Below are 23,198 nucleotides of genomic sequence, written 5' to 3' on the forward strand. Positions count from 1 at the left end.
TAATTATGGTCAGTTATGTGATCCCAAATTTGGCAAATGCCTGCCGTATTTTAGCTTTGGTGTCGGAGTCTGAACAGGGACTGAGCTTAACGGAGTTAGAACAGCGAGTCTCAGTGCCCCGCACAACAACGTTCCGGATCTTGCAGACTTTATGTCAACAGCAATTATTAGAAAAACAAGGAAAGCGTTATTTGGTTGGTACCGCGTTGTTCAAAATGAGTTTTAATTTAGTCAGCTCTAGCAAGTTAAGTCGACAGGCTATGCCAATATTGCAAAAGCTGGCGCTTAGCACTGGTATGACGGCACAATTAAGCTTGCCACATGCCGAAGGCGCTCTGATAATCGAGGTATGTGATAGCCCCAACCCCTTGCGTATTGCGGCTCGCCCCGGCACTATAGCGCACTTTAATTGCGCTGCAGCAGGTAAAATTTTTTTAGCATTTCTGCATTTTGAACAGATAACTGCGCTAGCTGAGCAAGGGGTTTTTAAACGCATGACAGCACAAAGTGTGGTAGCACCTGACGAACTGACCTTAGAATTACAACGTATTTTAGGGCGAGGCTATGCAACGGATGATCAAGAGTATCATCAAGATGTGCGCTGCTTAGCCGCGCCCATTCGTGATGAGCGTGGTGCGGTGGTGGCGGCAGTAACCGTTACGGCACCTACCAGTATCTTTGCTCGAAGCCAATTTGCAGACATGGCCCAAAAAGTAAAAAAAGCGGCCATTGATATTGGTCTTACGGTCTATCGGCCACAGTTAGCAGCAAATCAGAAATAGCCTATAGGCGGAAAGAGTGATGCATAAGCAATCAACCATTAACGATGTCGCCCGCATTGCAGGCGTGTCCAAAAGAACCGTTTCACGCGTGATTAATGGCTCTTTGAGTGTGGGGGAGAGTACCCGTTTAAAAGTTGAAAAAGTCATAAATGAGTTAAAGTATGCCCCCAATGCGCAAGCACGAGGTTTAGCATCAAGTCGCTCCTATTTACTGGGCTTAATTTACGATAATCCTGATGCATTGTATTTGGATGATGTGCAACGCGGAGTCTTAGAGGTATGTTCAACCCTAGGGTACGAGTTGGTAGTACATCCTTGTCGCTATCAAAGTGAGTCGCTGGTGAATGATTGCTTACGGTTTATGCGCCGTTCTAAACTGGATGGCGTGATTGTGTTACCGCCGGTATCAGAATCGGAAACACTGGCTTCGGCACTTAAAGAATCGGGAAGTCCTTATGTGCGTTTAAGTTCTGTGGCACTGGATACACAAGAGCATATTGTGGTGTCTGATGATCGTGCAGCTGCAGCAGAGATGGCGCGTTATTTTGCGCAGCTTGGGCATAAGAATATTGCGTTTATCAGTGGTCCGCAGCGCTATAAATCGTCCACAGAACGGATGGAAGGCTTCCAATTAGGACTTTCTGCCTATGGTGTAAGCATCGCAGCCGATAACATTTTGGAAGGGAATAATACCTTTGAAACGGGTATTGAATGCGCGAAGCAATTACTACGTGGCACCAGTAGGCCCACAGCAATTTTTGCCAATAATGATCAGATGGCGGCGGGCGTATTAAAAGTAGCCTACAGTATGGGTATTAAAGTGCCTGATGAACTCTCTGTTGCCGGCTTTGATGATAACATGCTGGCCTCCCGAGTTACGCCTTCTCTCACCACTATTCGACGGCCAGTACGACAAATGGCCCTACTCGCTACGACAAAGATGATTATGTCGATTGAACAAAATCATAAAGCTGCGGCAAACGTGGCGGCAAAAGTGGCACCAACATTAGTGGTGCGTGAGTCTACAGGTCCTTGTTCTCACTCTGATATAACAGAATAAGTCGTGTTATTAAAAAAGTTGCCAGCGGTGGCAATTTTTTTAATGAAATGCTTGCCACCGGTGGCAAATTGGTTATTATAGAACTGTAAGCACGATGCCGCTGGCTTGAGCATCGGTTGCACCACAACAAAGGAAACAAGATGACAGATCTGATAAAACGAAACAGTGTAAAAACCCTCGGCTTACTGTCCGCAGGGCTTGGCCTGTTATCGGTTAGCGGTTGCCAGACTTTACCCGCGTTGCGCCATGACGATTCACCCGCCAACCTAAAAGACACAGAAGATCTTGCCAAGTGGCAAGAGGCTGACAATATTATTGCGGCGATTAAACCTACTCAATTCCCGGCACAAGATTTTGTTATAACTGCTTATGGTGCCAGCACTGCTGTAGGTGTTGATAATACCGCAGCCATCAAAGCCGCTATTGCGGCGTGTGCCGCCGCCGGCGGTGGACGGGTAGTGGTGCCAGCCGGCCGTTTTGAAACCGGTGCTATTCACTTGCAATCTAATGTGAATTTGCATCTGCACGATGATGCCGTGCTGTCGTTTTATACCGATGCCAAGCATTACCTACCATATGTAATGACCCGCTGGGAAGGTGTAGAGCTAATGGGATATTCGCCATTAATTTATGCTTATCAGCAAGAAAATATTGCCATAACAGGTAAAGGTATTTTAGAAGGTAATGGTTCTATAACCGCGTGGTGGCCATGGAAAGGCGATTGGGAGCGTCGCAACTGGGAATATGACGCTAATGTTGATCAGGTAAAAACACGTGCGCCTTTATTTGCTATGGCGGAGCAAGGAGCACCTGTAGCGACACGCAGCTTTAACGAAAACTATTTACGGCCGCCCTTTATCCAGCCCTATGCCTGTAAACGCGTGTTGATTGAAGGGGTCACCATTCGTAATTCGCCGTTTTGGTTGATTAATCCGGTGTTATCGGAAGATGTCATTGTCCGCAGCGTTAATTGTGTTAGCCATGGCCCAAATTCAGACGGCTGTAATCCTGAATCATCGAATCGGGTATTAATTGAAAACTGCTTATTCGACACGGGTGATGATTGTATCGCGTTAAAATCAGGCCGTAACAATGATGGCCGCCGTTTAGCCACCCCAGTGCAAAATGTGGTAATTCAGGATTGTATTATGCGCTCTGGTCACGGCGGCGTGGTCATGGGGAGTGAGATCTCAGGGGGAGCCCGTAATATTTTTGCTCGTCGTTGCCGGATGAGTAGCCCTAATTTAGCCAGAGGCATTCGTATTAAAACCAACTCGGTGCGTGGTGGTTTAATCGAAAACGTGTATGTACGCGATATTGAGATTGGTCAAGTGCGAGATGCTATCGTCATTAACTTCTATTACGAAGAGGGTGATGCCGGTAATTTTATGCCCGAAGTGCGTAATCTGCATATTAGTAACTTAACGGTACAAAAAGCCCAGCGCGCTTTTGAATTACGCGGCTTCGAGCGAGCTCCCATTAGCGGTGTGACCTTGCATCATGTACATTTTAAACAGGTAGCATCAGTTGGTGTATTGGAAAATATTGCAGGTATAGATCAGTTAGATCTTAGCCTGAACGGTAAGCCATTTAGTATTTAATACTAGCTAACTGACTCTCTTTAACTTTAAAGTGCCACCGCTAGACAGTGGTAAGACAAATTACGTAACGCTAGGCAGCAATACAGGTAGCAAAGATGACAACAGAGCAAAAACCCGGCTGCAGCATACATTTGCCCGAAGCCATGATAACAGAGCAGCTTAAGGTGTTGCAGGTGCATGCGCGAGACAATGTGCTTGTTGCCCTACAACCATTTGCTGCTGGGCAGGCATTACCTGCGCCTTATCAGACGATTGTTGCAAAAAGCGACATTCCTGCCGGGCATAAGATAGCACTGCAACCTATTGCGCAGGGGGAGGCTATTATCAAGTATGGGTTTGCTATTGGTAAGGCGACTGCCGCCATCGTGCCGGGTCAGCAGGTACACTCGCATAATCTGGCTACGGCCCTAAGCGGTACGATAGCGTATCAGTATGCCGGCTGTCAGGCGCAGCCTTTAACATTCCCGGCAAACTTACCCACCGAGTTTCAGGGTTATCGCCGCGCCAATGGCAAGGTGGGCACCCGCAACGAATTATGGATTATTAATACCGTTGGTTGCGTTAACCGCGCGGCGATGCGTGTGGCGGAATTAGCCCGCAAAGAATTTGCAGCGCTGCTTGATTCGCCGAATATCGATGGTATTCATGCGTTTACTCACCCTTTTGGTTGCTCGCAGCTTGGTGATGATCTGAATAATACCCGCGAATTACTGGCAGGACTTATTCAACATCCAAACGCCGGTGCAGTGTTAATTCTGGGTTTAGGCTGTGAAAACAATCAACTTGCCAAGTTATTACACGCCAGCCCAAATGTGGATCAGCAGCGTATTCGCGCCTTTAATGCCCAGCAAGTTGAAGATGAGGTAGAGCAGGGTTTAGCGGCAGTTGGGGAATTACTCGCGCTCATGGCGCAAGATCAGCGTCGTCCTTGCCCGGTATCCGATTTGGTGATGGGGATGAAATGCGGTGGCTCCGATGGGTTAAGTGGCCTTACCGCTAATGCCTTAGTGGGGCGTATTGCCGATTTAGTGGCCGCGGCAAATGGCAAAGTGGTGCTAACCGAAACCCCAGAAATGTTTGGTGCCGAGCAAGTCTTTATGGCGCGAGCCGAGAACGCGCAGGTGTTCGGTGATTTAGTGACCCTTGTAAATGACTTTAAACAGTATTTTATCGACAACAACCAGCCGGTGTACGAAAACCCCAGCCCGGGCAATAAAGACGGTGGTTTAACCACGCTGGAAGAAAAGTCGCTGGGCGCCATTCAAAAAGGCGGCTCTTCAGCGGTTAAGCAAATAATCCGTTATGGAAAGCAAGCCAGTTTATCTGGCTTAACCTTGTTAGAAGGGCCGGGTAATGACGCGGTTTCGTCAACGGCGCTGACGGCGGCTGGCGCGACGTTAATTTTATTTACCACCGGGCGCGGCACCCCGCTGGGTTTCCCTGCTCCCACCGTAAAAATTTCGTCAAATTCCAATTTGGCTGGGCGTAAGCCGCAATGGATTGACTACGATGCTGGTAGCCTGCTGCGTTTAGGGCAGGATGCCAGCGAATTTACCCATGAATTCTTCCGTTATCTGGTGGCTGTGGCGTCTGGGCAGCAGACACGCAACGAAATCTCGGATAACCGGGAAATCGCCATTTGGAAAAACGGTGTGACACTTTAACGCTGTGCTTTAACTTCACGGCTAAACACTATGGTTTAACCTCACGGTTTAATTTTAAGGCATAGCGCGCAAAGATACAGCACCGACATAACGCATAAATAGGGCTGAACGCAGGTGCGGCAGCTGACTGAATACGAAACAGGATACGATACTATGGCTCAAACATTTCCTCTAGAACTGCATCCAGACCGGCTGTTTCCCGCTGATCCGGTGGTGCGAGCAATTGCCCAGCGTTTATACGCACAAATTAAAGATTTACCCATTGTGAGCCCGCATGGCCATACTGATCCACGCTGGTTTGCGGACGATGCTAATTTTGAAAACGCTACCGCGTTGTTGTTATTACCGGATCACTATGTCTTTCGTATGCTTTACAGCCAGGGCATCACCTTAGAAGCGCTGGGTATTCGCCGCAAAGATGGCGCCGTAGTTGAATCGGACTACCGTAAAATCTTCCATATTTTTGCCAAACACTATTATTTATTCCGTGGTACGCCATCACGTATCTGGTTAGACAGTGTGTTCCACGATGTCTTTGGTTTAAAAGTAACACTAACGGAAGAGACCGCTGATCTGTACTACGACACCATTAACGAACAATTGGCGAAACCAGAATTTAAACCACGCGCCTTGTTAGATCGCTTTAATATCGAATTAATTGCCACCACTGAAGGCGCCTTAAACGATTTAACACACCATGCCAAACTAAAAGGCACTGGCTTTGAACAGCGGGTGATTACCACTTTCCGCCCTGATGATGTGGTTGATGCTGATCGCGCCGACTTTGCTGCTAATGTGGCAAAATTGGGCGAGCTGACGGGCGAGGATACTCATACCTGGCAAGGCTATCTGCAAGCGTTACGCATTCGCCGCGCCTATTTCCGCGAACATGGCGCAACCGCCACCGATCATGGTCACCCGTCTGCTATTACTGCTGATTTAGCGGAAGCCGACGCCGCGGTGTTATTCCAGCGCTGTTTAGCCGGTACGGCCAGCAGCACCGAGACGGAGCTGTTCCGCGGCCAAATGCTGACCGAAATGGCCGGTATGAGCCTGCAAGATGGTATGACCATGCAAATTCACCCTGGTGCGCACCGCAACCATAACCAAGTGATTTTTGAACGCTTTGGCCCGGATAAAGGCGCGGATATTCCTAGCCCAACCGAGTTTGTTAGCAATTTAAAACCGCTGCTGCAAAAATACGGCAACGAAGCCAGCTTAAATATTATCTTGTTTACGCTAGATGAAACCACCTACGCCCGTGAACTGGCGCCGCTGGCAGGCCATTACCCGGCCTTAAAACTCGGCCCAGCTTGGTGGTTCCATGACAGCCCTGAAGGCATGCTGCGCTTTCGCCATCAGGTAACCGAAACCGCCGGTTTCTATAATACCGTAGGTTTTAACGACGATACCCGTGCGTTCTTATCGATCCCGGCACGGCATGATGTAGCACGCCGTATTGACTGCCGCTTCCTAGCTGGTCTGGTAGCAGAGCACCGTCTGACTGAGGCCGAAGCCGCGGAACTGGCTTATGAACTAACGTATGGCCTGGTGAAAAAAGCCTATCAGTTGCAATAATCAATAGGGTGTCGGGACTTATCGGTCTTAGATTAAAAAAACAAAACGTAACAGCGGGGTAGTTTGTTACTAAGCAGAGTGTCTCCAGCATGGATGCTGGAGAGGAGTCTACAGGGAAGTATTCACCACGTCTCTGCGTGTAACAAAGTACCCAAGCCCACACTGCAAGCTAGCAGGATTTTTTATGACGCATTTAAGCAACAGCACGCTCGCCAGCCTACAGGGCAAATTACCGCTACCGGCCTATCGGTTAGCCAGCAGCACACCGCAAATCGGTATCGTGCATTTGGGGCCTGGTGCCTTTTTCCGTGGTCATCAGGCCTTTTACACCGATCAGGCATTACAACATGGCGGCGACTGGGCCATTAGCGCGGTGTCGATGCGCTCCCCTGATGTTAGTCAGGCCTTAACGCCACAAGATGGCTTATATACGCTCGCGGTGCTGGACGCTGAAACCAGTTACCAAGTTATTGGCAGTGTGGCCGAAGTGCTGATTGCCAGCGAGCAATACGCTGCGGTGTTTGCTCGTTTAACGGAAGCCAGCACCCGCTATGTGACCATGACTATTACTGAAAAAGGCTACTGCTTAAATGCTGCCGGTGAGCTGGATTTACAGCACCCGCAAATTCAGCAGGACTTAACCGCAATCAGCCAGCCTGTAACGGCTATTGGTTTACTGGCCAGTGCCTTAGCCGCCCGTTATCACGCCAATATTGCGCCTTTTTGCGTCATAAGCTGCGACAACTTAACCGATAACGGCCATAAATTACGCCGTGCCTTGATTAGTTTCGCTGCGCAAAAAGATCCCGCGCTGGCAAACTGGCTGGAGCAACAACTTATCAGCCCCTGCACCATGGTCGATAGCATTACCCCCGCTACTGACGATGCGCTACGTGCTAATCTAACGGCCGAAATCGGTGTCACCGATAACTGGCCAATTAAACGCGAAGCCTTTGTGCAATGGGTTATTGAAGATATTTTACCCAGCGATCGCCCCGCTTGGCAGCAAGCTGGGGTGATCTACGCGGCGGATGTCAGTGCCTTTGAAAAAGCCAAACTGCGCTTATTAAATGCGCCGCACTCTACGCTGGCCTATACCGGTTATTTACTAGGCTATGAAACGGTATTTGATGCAATGCAAGATCCTACCGTGGTGGCGCAATTACGCCAGATGGTACAGCACGAAATTATGCCGTCTTTTATTGCCCCAGCCGAGCTGGATGTGCAGCAATACAGCACCGATATTTTTGCGCGCTTTCGTAACCCGGCCATCCGCCATTTGTTAGCGCAAATCGCCTGGGATGGCTCGCAAAAAATGCCAATGCGTATTTTACCGGTTATTAGAGATAACCTGGCTACAGGGCGCAGTATTGCTGGACTTAGCAGCTGTTTAGCGGCCTGGTTTCTATTTATTCAGCGCCGGGCCAGCGAAGGCGAAAAACTGGTTGATCCACTCGCTGAACACCTACTGGCGGTCGCGGCAAAGTGCACTGGCGATGCGGCGCATGATGTGGCGTTATTTTTAGGGGTGACGGCGGTATTTACCCCAGAGCTCAGCACCAATACTGCATTTCAGGTAGCCGTTACTGCGGCCTACCAACAATTACACAGTAAACTGGCTACCATGGCCGCAACCAATGGAGTGAAGTAATGTCGGCGTTATCTAAAGTACTGCAAGGCCCAGCCTTATTACCTATTATTCAGGCTGAAACCCCAGCAGAGGCGGTTGCCATCGCGAGCGCCATGTATCAGGGCGGCATTAGTTCGGTAGAGGTGGTATTACGCACGGCGAAAGCGTTAGATTGCATTAGTGCGATTCGCGCTAAGCTTCCCAATTTATTAGTTGGCGCCGGTACCATTTTATCTGAAGCCGATGCGCAAGCAGCCAAAAATGCCGGTTCACAGTTTTTAGTCAGCCCCGCCAGCACGCCTAAGTTGCTGCAAGCGATGCTAGATACTGACTTGCCACTCGCGCCTGGCGTCTCAACCCCCTCGGAAATTGCCATGGCGGTGGAAATGGGCATTACTGAAGTTAAATTCTTTCCGGCCAATTTGTCGGGTGGCACGCCAATGTTAAAAGCCCTGAGCAGTATCTTTCAGCAAGTGCGCTTTTGTCCTACTGGCGGTATTAGCCAGCAGAACTTAGCGGAATACCTGGCACTGAAAAATGTGTTTGTGGTGGGCGGCTCCTGGGTATCACCGGCAAAAGCGGTCGCTGAGCAAGATTGGGCACTTATCACCGAATTGTCACGCCAGGCAACCGCCCTGGCATTGCACCTAAAACAGGCTGCCTGAGGAGTAACAGAATGAGCAAACGTATTGTCATTATGGGCGAGTGCATGGTCGAACTGTTTCAGCTGGTCGAAAATGTCTACCATCAGGCTTTTGCCGGTGATGTGTTTAACACTGCGGTGTATTTAAAGCGCTGCTGTGAGCAACCGGTTGATGTACAGTTTTTTACCGCTGTCGGCACTGATTTAATTAGCGACAAGTTAGTCAGAGCGGTAGAGCGGGAAAAAATTGATACCAGCTTGATCTTTCGTTCCAAAACCGCGCGTCCTGGCCTGTATATGATCAATACCGATGCCTTTGGCGAGCGCAGCTTTGTATACTGGCGCGATACCTCCGCCGCCAAACAGGTGATGCAATTGGCGGCCGCGCAACATGCCTATGAGCAACTTGCTGGCGCCGAGATGTTTTTCTTCTCGGGTATCACTCTGGCCATTTTAAATGAACAAGATCGTGAAGACTTATTCGCCTTGGTGAGCCGTTTAAAAGCCGCCGGCAGCCACATTATTTTTGATCCTAACTACCGTCCAGCACTGTGGCCGAATGCGGAAGCGGCTAAAGCGGCCTTTGTTCGTGCCTATCAGTTAGCCGACGTGGCTATGCCAGGGCTGGATGACCACAAAGTGCTGTTTGCCGCTGAAACTACCGAAGAGGTGGTGGCGCAACTGGCCGACCTGGGTGTCAGCGAGATTATTGTGAAAAACGGCAAAGAGGGCATTAGCGGTCGCTACCAGGGGCAAGATTTTAGTGCCTTGGCCCACCCGGTGAAAAAAGTGGTGGATACCACGGCAGCGGGTGATTCGTTTAACGGCGGCTATTTGGCAGCACGGCTAGGTGGCATAGCCCCGCAGCATGCCGTTAAGTTTGCCGCGCGCTTAGCAGGGTTTGTGGTAGAGCATACCGGCGCTATTGTCGCCAAAGATCACTTTAACGGTTTTTGGGCCAAAAACAGGCCGTCGCAGTTTCAATAAAAATGATTTGGTCCATCAACTTACTATGAAGTTCTGTGTAAAAGGGCGCAAGCCCCAATAAAAGCGCTACAGCATTAACATCATCGTTAGCTTGAGAAGCGATTAGAAGATCTGATTCATCAGACGACCTCCTACAACCAAAGGGTGCCCGTGGCAACGAAAACATAATTGGGAGTAAGGTATGAGTATAACGACATTTTTTCCGCAAGCTACTGATGTTCCTGCTGAGTTTATGCAGCAGCAGGTTATAGAACAGCGCGAATATTTGCTTAATGGTGAGCTGGTCAGTTGGCCGGGGGAGCTTAGCCCGGTGATAAGTCCGGTGCAGTTTCGTTCAGGTGCTGGGGCATCCGCAGCCTTGTCTCCGGTCTTGTTGGGTTATACGCCTTTATTGGATGGCAATGCGGCCTTGCAGGCCTTAGACAGTGCAGTAAAAGCCTATAATCTTGGCCGTGGTGACTGGCCAAGCATGCCAGTATTACAACGCATTGGTCATGTTGAAACATTTTTGGGTTTGATGCAGCAACAACGTGACGAAGTAATACGTTTATTGATGTGGGAAATTGGTAAAAATTATACCGATGCCGCCAAAGAGTTCGACCGCACCTGCGATTATATCCGCGATACTATCGTGGCATTAAAACAGCAGGATCGCGCTGCCAGTCATTTTATTATTGAACAAGGTACCCTTGGCAAAATTCGCCGTGTACCCGTTGGCGTGGCGCTGTGTATGGGGCCCTTTAACTATCCGTTAAATGAAACCTTTACCACCTTAATTCCGGCCTTGATTATGGGGAACACCGTGATCTTTAAACCGGCCAAATACGGCGTGCTGTTAATTCAACCGTTGTTAAACGCCTTTCAGCAAAGCTTCCCATCCGGCGTGATCAATATTATCTATGGTCGCGGCCGCGAAACAGTTGGCGTATTAATGGAAAGCGGCAAAATCGATTTATTTGCTTTTATCGGCACGAACAAAGGTGCCAGTGATTTAAAACGGATGCATCCTAAACCACACCGTTTGCGCGCTGTGCTGGGCTTAGATGCGAAAAATCCCGGCATTATTTTTGCCGATGCCGAGATGAAGCGGACGTTGAGCGAAGTGGTATCAGGCGCGTTATCCTTTAATGGTCAGCGTTGTACCGCCTTAAAAATCCTGTTTGTCGAGCGCAGTATTGCCGATCGCTTTGTTACCGCGCTTTCAGCCGCCGTCGAAAAGTTATCCCTGGGTATGCCGTGGGAAAAAGACGTCGCAATTACCCCTTTACCTGAACCAGGTAAAACCGCGTATTTAACCGAGTTATTGCAAGATGCTATTGCTAAAGGTGCTGCTGTGCAAAATGCCAACGGCGGCGAAACGGCGGGATCGTTATTTAGACCGGCCGTGCTGTATCCAGTAACCAGCCAAATGCGTTTGTATCACGAAGAGCAATTTGGCCCCTTGGTGCCCGTTGTGCCCTTTGATCATATTGAAGACGTTATCGATTATGTGGTGAATTCTAACTTTGGTCAGCAATTGAGTATTTTTGGACAAAACGCCAAACAAGTGGGAGAGCTAGTAGACATTTTCGCTAATCAAGTTGGGCGTATTAATATCAATGCACAGTGTCAGCGTGGTCCGGATAGCTTTCCATTTAATGGTCGTAAAGATTCTGCCGAAGGCACCTTATCGGTAGTCGATGCACTGCGGCAGTTTTCAATTCCAAGCTTGGTTGCAACGAAGTATCAGGCAGGTGATGTGGCTTTTGTGAAGCAGATGATTAGCGAGCGTACATCACATTTTTTAGCGACCGATTTTTTATTTTAACGCCGTAAACGTTTAAATGCTTGCTGTGCCTGCAAGCGTTTAAACGCCCATCTGAGGCAGAAATGAGATTGTCGAAACGGCTGTGAGCTGACAAATAAAATAGACAATGCTAACGCAAGCGGAATGCCTTATTATCGGTAAATCTGTTTCACGTGGTTTTTGCCTGAGGTTTGCATGCATCCACAATTTATTGAAGGCGTAAAACGCTGTGTGCCTGCGGATCGCTATTTTGATGATCCGCTCGCAACGCTTGCCTTTGGTACTGATGCCAGCTTTTACCGTTTAATTCCCAAATTGGTTCTGCGCGTTGAAAGTGAAGCCGAAGTCACACAATTACTGATGTTAGCTAATCAGTACAAGGTCGCTCTCACATTTCGTGCCGCAGGAACCAGTCTATCCGGACAAGCGGTTACCGATTCGGTATTGTTGGTATTGGGTGAGAACTGGCAGCAGCATCAAATAGATGGATTGGGTGATAAAATTCGTTTAGCACCGGGAGTGATTGGTGCCCAAGCCAATAAATGGCTGGCGCCCTATGGCCGGAAAATCGGCCCCGATCCCGCCTCGATTAATACCTGTAAAATTGGCGGCATTGTGGCGAACAATGCCAGTGGTATGTGTTGTGGTACAGCGCAAAATAGTTTTAATACCCTAGCTGCAATGCGGGTAGTGCTTGTTGATGGTACTGTACTCGATACCGAAGATGCCGAAAATGTGGCGGCATTTCGAGAAAGTCATGCTCCCTTACTCTCGCAGCTGGCCAGCCTTGCTAGGCAGTGCCGCGCCAATCCAGAACTTAGCGAGAAAATTCGGCACAAATATCGTTTAAAAAACACGATGGGGTTTTCGCTCAATGCCTTAACCGAATTTACCGATCCGATTGATATTTTGATTCATCTTATGGTGGGTTCTGAAGGCTGTTTGGGTTTCATCAGCCGTGTTACCTACCATACAGTGCCAGAGCATCCCTACAAAGCCACCGCGCTCTGGGTATTTCCAGATATCATCAGTTGTTGTGAGGCTGTGACCTTATTAAAAACCGCGCCTGTGTCAGCGGTTGAGCTGCTTGATAGGCGCAGTTTACGCTCAGTGCAAGCGAAACCAGGTCTACCTGAGTGGGTCGCGAGCTTATCAGACGGTGCTGCCGCGTTATTAATAGAGAGCCGGGCGGCAACTGCTGCGGTATTAGCAGAGCAACTTGGCACGATAACCAGGTTGTTAGCCGGCTTTACTACGGAACAGCGGGTTGATTTCAGTACAGATCCGAAAGTCTACGAGCAATTATGGGCCATTCGCAAAGGCACTTTTCCGGCAGTTGGCGCCGTACGGAAAACGGGTACTACGGTGATAATTGAAGATGTGACCTTTCCATTAGCGCGTTTGGCAGAGGGAGTGCAGGCATTACAGCAGTTATTTGATCGCTATCACTACCACGAGGCCATTATTTTTGGTCATGCTTTAGAGGGCAATCTGCATTTTGTGTTTACCCAAGGCTTTGACGAGCCTGCTCAGATCGCGCGCTATGAGGCTTTTATGCAAGAGGTCGCGCAGCTAGTAGCGGTAGAGTTTGGCGGGGCTTTAAAAGCAGAACATGGTACAGGTCGAAACATGGCGCCTTTTGTTGAGTTAGAATGGGGCTCAGAGGCGTATCTGTTAATGTGGCAGCTAAAAAAGCTGTTAGATCCTAATACCATTCTTAATCCTGATGTGGTGCTAAGCCAGGACAAAAACATTCATTTAAAACATTTAAAAAGCTTACCTGCTACCCACGACTTAGTGGATAAATGTATTGAATGTGGATTTTGTGAGCCGGTTTGCCCATCACGTAAACTAACCTTAACACCGCGCCAACGTATTGTGGTTCAGCGCGAAATTAGTCGGTTAACGGCCAGTAACGAATCAGCAGCCGTGCTTGAAACGTTAAAAGCGGATTATGAATATCAAGGTAATGCCAGTTGTGCGGCGTGCGGTATGTGCAGCACCGCATGCCCAGTAGGGATTAATACCGGGGCTTTAACTCAACAATTACGTGCTATATCGAATAAATCCTATCAAGGGATAGCGGGATTGGCATCTCGGCATTTTCGTTTGCTTACGGCGGTGGCTAAAACCGGGCTTCGAGTCGGGCATTTTAGCCATCGGCTGCTGGGTAAAGTTACTCCTTTCTGGCATCAGGCCATGCCGTTGGCTAACACTACGCCTATTAACACTACAAGGCCCAACCAAGCACCTGGCAATAATGCAGTAACGACAGATCAGAAAGGGAAGCCCGTCATTTACTTTAGTAGCTGCAGTAATCGCGTTATGGGGCCTATGGCGGGAAGTGCCGATAATCGGAGTTTACAGCAGGTAAGCGCTAGCTTACTGGCAAAAGCGGGCTACCAGCTGATTATACCTGAAGGACTCGCGAATCAGTGCTGCGGTATGCCATTTCAATCTAAAGGCCAGTTTGCGGCGCAAGCCACACAGCTGCAACAGCTTAATGCGTGGTTATTACACCATAGCCAGAATGGTGCTATTCCTATTTTTTCTGATGCCAGCCCTTGCAGCCTAACCGTAAAAGGCAAACTGGATCCCCGTTTAAACGTGTATGACAGCATCGACTTTATTCGTGAATATGTGCTACCAACCCTGCGTATTCAAAAACAAATTACGCCAATAGCATTACATATCAGTTGTAGCGCTAGGCAATTGGGACAAGCTGACACCTTGCATGCGTTGGTAGCGGCGTGTACTGAGCACGTGATCTTACCTGAGGGCATAACGTGCTGTGGGTTTGCTGGCGATAAAGGTTTCTTTTTGCCAGAACTCAATGCGTCGGCGCTATCAGGCTTAGCGGCGCAGGTAAGTGAGTGCTCACGGGGGGTGTCCAGCAGTCGTACCTGTGAAATAGGCCTCAGTCGGCATAGTGGTATTGAGTATCAGCATCTACTCTATTTAGTCGATAGCATTAGTTCATCTGGTTAGCCGTTGTAATGAGATTAACGTTCGGGTAGGGGCTGATGAACGCTTGTTGTTAGCGGCTGAGTAAACCACTTACTGCGCAGTAAATCTGCTGCGGATAAGGGTTTACTGAAAAAATACCCCTGAAAGTGTTGGCAGTGTTCTGCACACAATAATTGCAATTGCTCCGCCGTTTCTATGCCTTCTGCGGTGATGTGTAATTGCAGTTCATGTGCTAAATGAATGATCGCTAACGTGAGACGTTTAGCTTTGGCGTTATCTAATTTATTAATAAAACTACGATCAATTTTTAAGATATCCACCGGGTAGTAATCTAAATAGCTTAACGAGGAATAGCCGGTACCAAAGTCATCTAAGGCAATGGTAAAACCGAGCATCTTTAATTGGCGTAATTGCTGATTAAGCCTCGTCGAATTTTCTAACAAAACGCTTTCGGTAATTTCAAGGATCAATGCTTGCGCGGGCAATTGGTTTTCTGTAAGTAATTGCATCAGCTCTGAAGGCAACTCTGGGTTAGTAAAGTCTGATGCACTAAAATTGACACTTAATTTTAAATGCGGTTGCTGTAAACGCCATGTTTGCAAATGTTTAAGTCCCTCTTTCAGCATTTGCCAAGTGAGTTGTTGTATTAAGCCCTCTTCTTCAAGCATCGGTATAAACACCTCGGGGCTTACCGGTCCTTGAAATTTATGCTGCCATCGGCAGAGTAGCTCAACGCTATATAGCTGATTATCTTTTGTAACAATAGGTTGAAATACCGGATAGAATTCGTGCTGCTGCAAAGCCTGTTTAATACTTTGCTGTAATTGATAGCGTTTGCTTAAATCCGTTTGCATGGTGCTATTAAAAAACTGTATTTGGTAACTCTGTTTCTCTTTTGCTTGGTGTAACGCTATGTTGGCTTGTTGAATCATCAGCTCTGAGCTCTCAGAAAAAGCGTCCGAGCTGGTGATACCGACGCTTGCAGACAAATTCAATTCAGAAATTAGGGTACCCGTGCTTTGCGTGAGTGAGATCAGTAGATTTTCAGCCAAGCGTTGGGCCGTAGTTTGCGAGGTGTTTTGTAAAAGAAGCCAAAACTCATCACCGTTTTGACGATAAAGTTGATCTTTCGTATCCAGCTGTTGCATCAGTTTCCATGCCACAGTCTGCAGCAACAAATCACCGGTCTGATGACCATAAACATCATTCACTAAATGAAATTTATTTAAATCGAGTTTAAGTAAATAAAAAGGTATTTTTTGATGTTGCATACTTTCGATATCTTTATGCAGCTGCCATAAAGTAGGTAATGCCGTCAGCGTATCTAGGTGTTGAACAAGTTCAGGTTGGCGCATTAACTTACGTTTTTGCTGATGCAATAAGCGACTACGCTTTACCCGTGCTTCAACAATCATCAGTAAGCGCCAGGGGGCAATAGGTTTGTGGACAAACTCATCACCCGCTAAACGCACGGCAGCCATTTTTTCGTCTAAGCTTTCGTCTGCCGACATAAACACTAAAGGTGTGTCTATTAATTCAACATGTTGGCGAATTATTTGGCCAAGCTCTAAACCATGACAATCGGGCATATGTAAATCAATCAGGACCAATTCCGGTTGATGTTTAAGCATGAGTGTTAAGGCATACTCTGGCTTTTGGCAGCAGAGTACTTTGTAACCTGCCATTTGTAATGTTTGCCGGTAAAACCGCAACACATCATGATCATCATCAATTAACATGACACGATAGGGATCTTGTTCAGATTTTTGATAGAGACTGCCCAGCAATTGACAGAGCTTATCGCTATCAATCGGTTTTGCCAGAAAGTGGCTACTGCCTGCACGAATGGCCGCCAATCGACTGGTAAAATTATCATGTGCTGAAATAAACAACACAGGAAACGTCACGCCTTGTTGTTGCCTCACTTGGATTAAATACTCAGCGCCTGCGGTATCGCCCTCAGGAAATGCCATATCGCAAAGTAAGATTAAGGGATTATGTTTTGCTACCGTATCCGCCAGTAAGCGGATATCTTGCACCGCTATTACCTCATAGCCTGCTTTTTCTAAGGTATCACTGAGAAAGTTAAGTAGATCAGCGTCATCATCGGCAATCACTATTTTTCGTTTTGTGGATGAGGATTCGACAATATCAGCCTGCTGATGACTAATCGAAGACGGTAATGCTTTAACATGCTCAAGCTCAAGCAATAACTCACTTAAGGATAATTTAATCGTCAAAAAAGATGTGTGTTCCGTCGACTTAAGTAAGTTATTCAAGACTTGCGCTAAGCGAGATATTTCCGGAAATCCATAGATGGCGCCTGAACCCGCCAATTGATGACATAATTGACGAAGTTCGTCTAATTGGGTTGATTGGTCTTCGTGGGGAATGTTGTTGTAAAGATTTTGCAAGCGCTCCGCTTTATAGCTGAGATTTTGGCGATATTTTATCTGCATGGCACGCCATTTGTTGCTATCCATAGAGTAATTGCCATCTAAAATTTAACGCTATGAATATTACATTAGCAAAAGAAACACATTTTGCATCCTAAACATTGTATATATTTTTGGTAAAGAACTTGTGCTATGGTAAATAGTATTGGACGCATCTTTTAAAGAATTAATCTGGATTTCTCTGGGTTAATGGCAAGTCATGGAAAGAAAAAATGAAAAAAATACTCAAGAAGCTTTTTATCCATAAGTTTTTTTTCTTACTGGCTTTTGTGGTAGTTTTTATCTTTGTTTTCACCAACATTTACACGCAAACCAATCGAAAACAATATTCGCAGGCCCTGATCGCCGATATTTATCGGGTCCAGCAAACCAAACAGCAATTATTGCAGCAACAAGCCGAACGCCATCTCAAACTGGCTGTTAATTTAATTGCTACTGACCAACAATTAAGCGCGTTAATTTACCAAGCTGCCACGCGTTATCAACAAGCAGGTATTAATGCTGATCTCGTTGAATTGCGTGAAGCAATACAACCTATTTTAAATGCCTATTGGCGACAACTCGAACCATTTGGTGCCAGCCAGCTGCATCTACATTTAGCACCAGATGCCTTTACGTTACTACGAGCGCATCGACCAGACCGGCATAGCGATATCCTCAAAGATATTAGGCCGATGATTGTTACTAGTTTAACTCAGGCGCAACCTATTACTGCGACAGAGCTGGGGCGGCATGGTTTAGGTTTACGTTCTGTTGTGCCCTTGCTTGATCACGCTGGCAACGCTATTGCGGCAATCGAAGTGGGGTTTAATTTACAAAATGTATTTACCCAAAATACAGGGCATGCTTCTGTTAAATTTGGTGCTGACCAAGTTGTTGCAGAACATATCGAATTACTCGTGATGCCTAAGGTAACGGCAGTGTTGCATCAAGATACTCAAGCAAGTTGGTATGTTAGCCAATATTGGCATGCTCCTAAGCCATCCGAGATGTTAATTTTTTGGTTGGAGAATGATCTGATTCCTGCGGAAATCAGCGAAGCGACGCAATTAATACTGCCTTATGAAGATCGAATGTTTGCATTATCACTGCTCCCTTGGCCACTTTGGGGGTCTAACGAACCTAATGCTTTACTGGTGAGTTTAAGTTGGCAAGACATTAGTCAACAAATAAGCGCGCAACATCAAGTAGATCGTACCATAGAATTAACATGGCTAATTACGTTAATTGCCGTTGTTCTTATTAGTCTTTCACTTATGGCTTATTTCCGCCGACAAGCTAAGCAAGAAATGAACGAGCAGCAATTGCTGGTGAAAAAGTCAGAGCAAAAACTATCAGCTTTGTATCAATTATCACCACTGCCTATTTTACTAAATCGGTTTTCTGACGGGGCCTTTGTTGAGGCGAATCCAGCCATGGAAACGTTAATTGGGTACACTCCTGAGGAGTTAAGTCGTCTAAGTTATTGGGATTTAACGCCAGAATGTTATGCACAAGCAGAGCAACTTCAGCTTAAATCACTAACAGATACGGGGCGTTATGGTCCATATTTCAAACAATACAAGCACAAAAATGGCGAACTTATTGATATTGAGCTGAATGGGGTATTGTTTAACGATGGAACAGGTGAAAGTTACATTTGGACCATCATCAAAGATATTCGAGATATTAAGCGCGTTGAACGACTAAAAGATGATTTTGTATCAACAGTGAGCCACGAATTAAGAACCCCATTAACCTCGATTGCAGGATCACTAGGTTTAGTATTGGGAGGTGCTGGGGGAGAGTTAAGCCCGAAGGCCGAAAAATTATTAAGCATTGCGCACAAAAACAGCCAGCGTTTAAATTTATTGATCAATGATTTGCTGGATATCGATAAGCTTATGGCGGGTAAAATGCGGTTTAGTCAGGAGTTGGTCTCTTTGCCTAAGTTGCTGGAAGATACGCTTGAACAAAACCAGCCTTATGCTCGACAGCATCAAGTAACACTCAATCTTATCGCTTCGCCGAGACTGTATTTATGGATAGACAGTGCCCGTATCCAACAAGTGTTAGCAAATTTTATTTCTAATGCCATTAAATTTTCTCCGATAAATGATGTTGTGGTGATTAGTGCAGAACAAATAGATGATCGTGTTCGGATAGCGATAAAAGACAATGGTCCGGGCATTAAGCTACTTGATCAGCATCGCTTATTTAAACGCTTTTCACAGTTAGAACAATATGAACAATCAAAAGGGGGAACAGGGCTTGGCTTAGCCATTAGCCGCGAGATTATTATCCATTCTGGTGGCGATGTTGGCGTAAACTCGGTATGTGGTGAGGGCGCGACGTTTTGGTTTGAATTACCGATTCATCAACTACGCGCTAATAGCTTAACAACCGGAACTATACTGGTTGTGGAAGATGATAAAGATACCGCCGAGTTGTTATGTGATTTACTAAAAGCGCAACAATATGCTGCAGAGTGGGTTGCTGATGGAAAGTCAGCGTGGCAAAAGCTGCAAGTGCAGAAATTTGCGGCCATCACCCTCGATTTAAAACTCAAAGATGAAAGTGGCGCCGATTTTTTTCTTAAATTACGAGATAATCCGGCGACGGCAGATATCCCAGTATTAATTATTTCGGCGTTCATTGAAAAAGGTAAATTACAATTATCGGCTCTGGCGAATGCGCTAGATTGGATTGAGAAACCGGTTTCTGCAGAATTACTGGGGTTAAAATTAAGTCAATTATTAAATCAACTGCCACGGCTTGATCGTTATCATAAAATCTTACATATTGAAGATGATAATGACATAGTTACTATTATGCGGATGCAGCTAGAAGGCCTTTGTGAATATCATGCAGTGGCCAGCTTAAGTGAAGCCAGAATAGCCTTGTCGAAAGATCGATTTGAACTAGTATTGTTAGATCTAGGCTTACCTGATGGTGATGGTATGAGCTTGTTACCCTCCATTGTCGAATGCCAGGGTGAGATCCCGGTGGTGATATTTTCAGCACAGGATGTGAGTTTAGCTGATTGGGCTAAAGTAAACGCAGTATTCAGTAAAAGTCGTATCAATACAGATTTACTTGCGCGGTATCTTCGAAAAATACTTGAAAACAGCACATCCAAATCATAAATGAGAGGTTAACATGACATTAACGCGCATTATGCATGTAGAAGACGACGAATCTATTCGCGCAGTAGCAGAAATTGCGCTGGTGGATGTAGCGGGGTTTGAATTATTAAGTTGTGATGGTGGATATAGTGCATTAGCGCAGGTGGAGGCTTTTAAACCACAGTTAATTTTGTTAGACGTGATGATGCCGCAAATGGATGGTTTGCAAACGTTTGCTGCGATAAAACAAATACCCAGTCAGGCAAAGGTTCCCGTGGTGTTTATGACCGCAAAAATTCAGCAAGCTGAAAAGCAACAGTATGTGGATGCTGGCGCACTGGCGGTAATAGATAAGCCTTTTGATCCTATGTTGTTGGGGGAAACATTGGAAAGTTTGTACGACGCTTTCTTACGCCAGAACCCTACTACCTAGATTTTTCAAACAATGAATAATCCTTCTCGTGAGTTTACAGGCGCTACTAGCCGTTTTGGACAACCACATTCTAAAAGCGTTTGGGTAGGGTTTTTAATACTTTTTTGTATCAGTGCAATAACACTAAATTATATTCGGATCCCGCTTTTTTTTGGGGTTGAATTCATTTTTGGTTCTAGTCTAGCGGTTTTGGCATTGGTTATTTTAGGGTACAAAGGCGCGCTAATTGTTGCCGCCTCGGCTGCTTTATTAACGTGGTTTTTATGGGAGCACCCTTACGCGTTTGTTATTTTTACGTTAGAAATGGTGTGGTTAGGTTGGCGGTGGTCTACACGTAAAAATACCCATCTGGTGATTCAAGATATTATATTTTGGTTACTCATGGGGTTGCCCATGGTGCTTATTTTTTATGTTTATTTTGTCGAGGTAAGTTTTCAGACTGCTAGTAATATATGGTTAAAACAGATGACTAATGGTGTATTTAATACGTTAGTTGCTGCAGTTTTGATTATGCTTATTCAAGCACAACCTGTGTTATCGAAACGTTTTGATTTGCCCCCCCTCGCACTGAAACAAATTTTATTTAATAGTTTAATGGCATTAACGTTTTTAGCCGGTGCGGTACCTTTGTTCTCTAATGCTAGACAATTGCAATCTGAGTATGAGGCAGCTATAGCGCAACGGTTACTGCTTATTGCCGAAATTACTGCAAGACATCTTAACAGCGGCGTTGCTTCTGAAGCACTGATACCAGCCTATTTAACCGCATTACTACCCGACCAAAACAGCGGTATTGCTATTTTTGACGATGCGCAAAATCTTAAATTTTCTGTAGGTACTATTACCAAAAAAAATACCGAAAAAAATACCGAAAAAAATGACGTCATACTCCCAATGCAGTTAGGGTTTAGCCGTTGGCAACCCGAGGAAGCTATTACGCTAGATCGTTTAAAAGCGACCCGTTATTTTTATATTCTGTCAATGGACGCTCTTGAACGTAAATGGTTTATAAAAGTTGAGCAAGGCTCAGCAGAGGCGCTGGCAAAATTACAACGCGATAGTACTGCGCAGTTATCGCTTTTGGTGGGATTTATGTTTTTTGCGGTGCTATTAAGTGTTTTTCTCAGCCGACTGATAAGTGCGCCCTTTCAGCATTTAACGCAAGCCAGTAAAACGTTTAAAAACCTGATCTCAGGCAACGAAACACTGCATATACCTCAAAGTAATTTAGCGGAATATAATGCGCTAGCGGATGTATTACGCAGTGCAAGTATCGATATAAGCCAAGCGTTTAACGAGGGTAAAACGTTACAAGCGGGTTTATCAGAAGAACTGATTCAGCGTAATAATGAGTTACACCATGCGAACAGTCAATTAGAAGCCATATTAACTGCAGCGTCAGACTTTTCTATTATTGCTACCGATCAAGAGGGATTGATTAGTTATTTTAGCCCTGGTGCAGAAAAGCTCACTGGTTATACTGCAGCTGAGATGGTTCAACTACAAACGCCTGCGATCTTACATCTGAACACTGAGGTTGATGCACGCGCGGCTGAGTTAAGTCAGGAATATCAACAATTAATCATTGGTTTTAAAGCGTTTGTTATCGTTGCAGAGCAACAGGGTAGCGAATCTCGAGAGTGGCATTATGTACGAAAAGACAGGCAACAGATTCTCGTATCATTAACTGTTACTCCTATACAAGATAATGCGGGGATGATTCGAGGTTACCTGGGTATCGCTAAAGATATTTCTGAGCGTCATCGTAATGAAAAACTAAAAAATGAATTTATTTCAACGGTCAGCCATGAATTGCGCACACCGCTTACCTCAATCTATGGTGCGTTAAGATTAGTTAATTCAGGTACGTTAGCCGAATTACCCCCTAAAGTGGCTAAGTTGTTGCGGGTAGCTGAAGAAAATAGTCAGCGATTGTCTGTTTTGATTAATGATCTGCTGGACATTGAGAAACTGTTGGCAGGCAAGATGCAGTTATCGCTGCAAGTGATGGCTATTGTTCCAATCGTAGAAGATGCTATTCAAACAATTAGCAGCTATGCAGAGCAGTTTAATGTAAAAATTGAAGCGATTTATCCCACTAAAACACTTTACGCAAACGTGGACAGCATGCGGTTGATGCAAGTTATCCATAATTTGTTATCCAATGCGATTAAGTTTTCTGCCGCGGGTAATCATGTCACCGTGAAAGTCTCTGAAGATCATACTAGTATTAAGCTTGAAGTCATTGATCAAGGGATGGGTATTCCAGAAGAGTTTAAAGCCCGTATTTTTGAACGTTTTACGCAGAGTGATGCTGCGAGCACCCGTAAACAAGGTGGAACTGGTTTAGGCTTAGCGATAAGTAAAGAATTAACCCTGAAAATGGGCGGAGATATTGGTTTTGTTTCTGAACTTCGTCATGGCACTACGTTTTGGTTAACCTTCCCTTTAGTGCTTTCTAAAGATGAAGACCAATAATAGGCTTTATTAATAAAGTTAATAACGGA

Annotated in this window: 14 protein-coding genes; 13 read left to right on the top strand and 1 reads right to left on the bottom strand. The window is 46.0% G+C overall.

Features of this window, described 5'->3' with window-relative positions:
* Positions 1-5 precede the first annotated feature (5 nt).
* The 10 genes from IE070_RS03440 to IE070_RS03485 all read left to right on the top strand — a co-directional run bounded on the left by IE070_RS03440 (position 6) and on the right by IE070_RS03485 (position 14,719).
* A complete protein-coding gene (locus IE070_RS03440; RefSeq protein ID WP_189480487.1) occupies positions 6-782 on the top strand; it encodes an IclR family transcriptional regulator in 777 nt (258 codons plus the stop codon).
* Between the two features lie 19 nt (positions 783-801).
* Positions 802-1,842, top strand: coding sequence for a LacI family DNA-binding transcriptional regulator (locus IE070_RS03445; RefSeq protein WP_189480489.1), 1,041 nt, complete (start codon positions 802-804; stop codon positions 1,840-1,842).
* 140 nt (positions 1,843-1,982) lie between these two features.
* Positions 1,983-3,443: a glycoside hydrolase family 28 protein gene (locus IE070_RS03450; protein WP_189480491.1), complete on the top strand. Its 1,461-nt coding sequence runs from the start codon at positions 1,983-1,985 to the stop codon at positions 3,441-3,443.
* Between the two features lie 95 nt (positions 3,444-3,538).
* On the top strand, positions 3,539-5,107 hold the full coding sequence (locus IE070_RS03455) for a UxaA family hydrolase (protein WP_189480493.1): 1,569 nt from the start codon (positions 3,539-3,541) through the stop codon (positions 5,105-5,107).
* Between the two features lie 153 nt (positions 5,108-5,260).
* Entirely contained in the window at positions 5,261-6,685 is a 1,425-nt protein-coding gene (gene uxaC / locus IE070_RS03460; RefSeq protein ID WP_189480495.1) for a glucuronate isomerase, read from the top strand.
* Positions 6,686-6,869: 184 nt separating this feature from the next.
* Entirely contained in the window at positions 6,870-8,336 is a 1,467-nt protein-coding gene (locus IE070_RS03465; RefSeq protein WP_189480497.1) for a mannitol dehydrogenase family protein, read from the top strand.
* Complete coding sequence (eda, locus tag IE070_RS03470) at positions 8,336-8,980, top strand: bifunctional 4-hydroxy-2-oxoglutarate aldolase/2-dehydro-3-deoxy-phosphogluconate aldolase (protein WP_189480499.1); 645 nt, start codon at positions 8,336-8,338, stop codon at positions 8,978-8,980. The genes IE070_RS03465 and eda overlap by 1 nt, the downstream gene beginning before the upstream one ends.
* An 11-nt stretch (positions 8,981-8,991) precedes the next feature.
* Entirely contained in the window at positions 8,992-9,945 is a 954-nt protein-coding gene (locus IE070_RS03475) for a sugar kinase (RefSeq protein WP_189480500.1), read from the top strand.
* A gap of 181 nt (positions 9,946-10,126) precedes the next feature.
* The gene (locus IE070_RS03480; RefSeq protein WP_189480502.1) at positions 10,127-11,752 is read left to right on the top strand and encodes an NADP-dependent glyceraldehyde-3-phosphate dehydrogenase; all 1,626 of its coding nucleotides are present in this window, start codon (positions 10,127-10,129) and stop codon (positions 11,750-11,752) included.
* Between the two features lie 174 nt (positions 11,753-11,926).
* Positions 11,927-14,719 carry an FAD-binding and (Fe-S)-binding domain-containing protein gene (locus IE070_RS03485; RefSeq protein ID WP_189480504.1) on the top strand — a complete coding sequence of 931 codons (2,793 nt, stop codon included), beginning with the start codon at positions 11,927-11,929 and terminating at the stop codon, positions 14,717-14,719.
* A gap of 14 nt (positions 14,720-14,733) precedes the next feature.
* Here the strand turns inward: IE070_RS03485 and IE070_RS03490 are convergent, their stop codons facing one another.
* The gene (locus IE070_RS03490) at positions 14,734-17,181 is read right to left on the bottom strand and encodes an EAL domain-containing protein (RefSeq protein WP_189480506.1); all 2,448 of its coding nucleotides are present in this window, start codon (positions 17,179-17,181) and stop codon (positions 14,734-14,736) included.
* A 185-nt stretch (positions 17,182-17,366) separates the two neighbouring features.
* On the opposite strand from IE070_RS03490, the gene IE070_RS03495 reads away from it, so the two are divergent.
* The 3 genes from IE070_RS03495 to IE070_RS03505 are packed head-to-tail and all read left to right on the top strand — an operon-like array spanning position 17,367 to position 23,169.
* On the top strand, positions 17,367-20,279 hold the full coding sequence (locus tag IE070_RS03495) for an ATP-binding protein (protein WP_189480508.1): 2,913 nt from the start codon (positions 17,367-17,369) through the stop codon (positions 20,277-20,279).
* A gap of 13 nt (positions 20,280-20,292) precedes the next feature.
* Positions 20,293-20,691: a response regulator gene (locus IE070_RS03500; RefSeq protein WP_189480510.1), complete on the top strand. Its 399-nt coding sequence runs from the start codon at positions 20,293-20,295 to the stop codon at positions 20,689-20,691.
* Positions 20,692-20,703: 12 nt separating this feature from the next.
* Positions 20,704-23,169, top strand: a complete 2,466-nt coding sequence (locus IE070_RS03505; RefSeq protein ID WP_189480512.1) for a sensor histidine kinase — start codon at positions 20,704-20,706, stop codon at positions 23,167-23,169.
* Positions 23,170-23,198: the final 29 nt, after the last annotated feature.

It is taken from the genome of Alishewanella tabrizica (assembly GCF_014652375.1).
Lineage (GTDB): Bacteria > Pseudomonadota > Gammaproteobacteria > Enterobacterales > Alteromonadaceae > Alishewanella > Alishewanella tabrizica.

Bases quoted from the DNA above. Each gene is read 5' to 3' on its own strand.
- IE070_RS03440 (WP_189480487.1), top strand. From the start codon at position 6: ATGGTCAGTTATGTGATCCCAAATTTGGCAAATGCCTGCCGTATTTTA.
- IE070_RS03445 (WP_189480489.1), top strand. From the start codon at position 802: ATGCATAAGCAATCAACCATTAACGATGTCGCCCGCATTGCAGGCGTG.
- IE070_RS03450 (WP_189480491.1), top strand. From the start codon at position 1,983: ATGACAGATCTGATAAAACGAAACAGTGTAAAAACCCTCGGCTTACTG.
- IE070_RS03455 (WP_189480493.1), top strand. From the start codon at position 3,539: ATGACAACAGAGCAAAAACCCGGCTGCAGCATACATTTGCCCGAAGCC.
- uxaC (WP_189480495.1), top strand. From the start codon at position 5,261: ATGGCTCAAACATTTCCTCTAGAACTGCATCCAGACCGGCTGTTTCCC.
- IE070_RS03465 (WP_189480497.1), top strand. From the start codon at position 6,870: ATGACGCATTTAAGCAACAGCACGCTCGCCAGCCTACAGGGCAAATTA.
- eda (WP_189480499.1), top strand. From the start codon at position 8,336: ATGTCGGCGTTATCTAAAGTACTGCAAGGCCCAGCCTTATTACCTATT.
- IE070_RS03475 (WP_189480500.1), top strand. From the start codon at position 8,992: ATGAGCAAACGTATTGTCATTATGGGCGAGTGCATGGTCGAACTGTTT.
- IE070_RS03480 (WP_189480502.1), top strand. From the start codon at position 10,127: ATGAGTATAACGACATTTTTTCCGCAAGCTACTGATGTTCCTGCTGAG.
- IE070_RS03485 (WP_189480504.1), top strand. From the start codon at position 11,927: ATGCATCCACAATTTATTGAAGGCGTAAAACGCTGTGTGCCTGCGGAT.
- IE070_RS03490 (WP_189480506.1), bottom strand. From the start codon at position 17,181: ATGGATAGCAACAAATGGCGTGCCATGCAGATAAAATATCGCCAAAAT.
- IE070_RS03495 (WP_189480508.1), top strand. From the start codon at position 17,367: ATGAAAAAAATACTCAAGAAGCTTTTTATCCATAAGTTTTTTTTCTTA.
- IE070_RS03500 (WP_189480510.1), top strand. From the start codon at position 20,293: ATGACATTAACGCGCATTATGCATGTAGAAGACGACGAATCTATTCGC.
- IE070_RS03505 (WP_189480512.1), top strand. From the start codon at position 20,704: ATGAATAATCCTTCTCGTGAGTTTACAGGCGCTACTAGCCGTTTTGGA.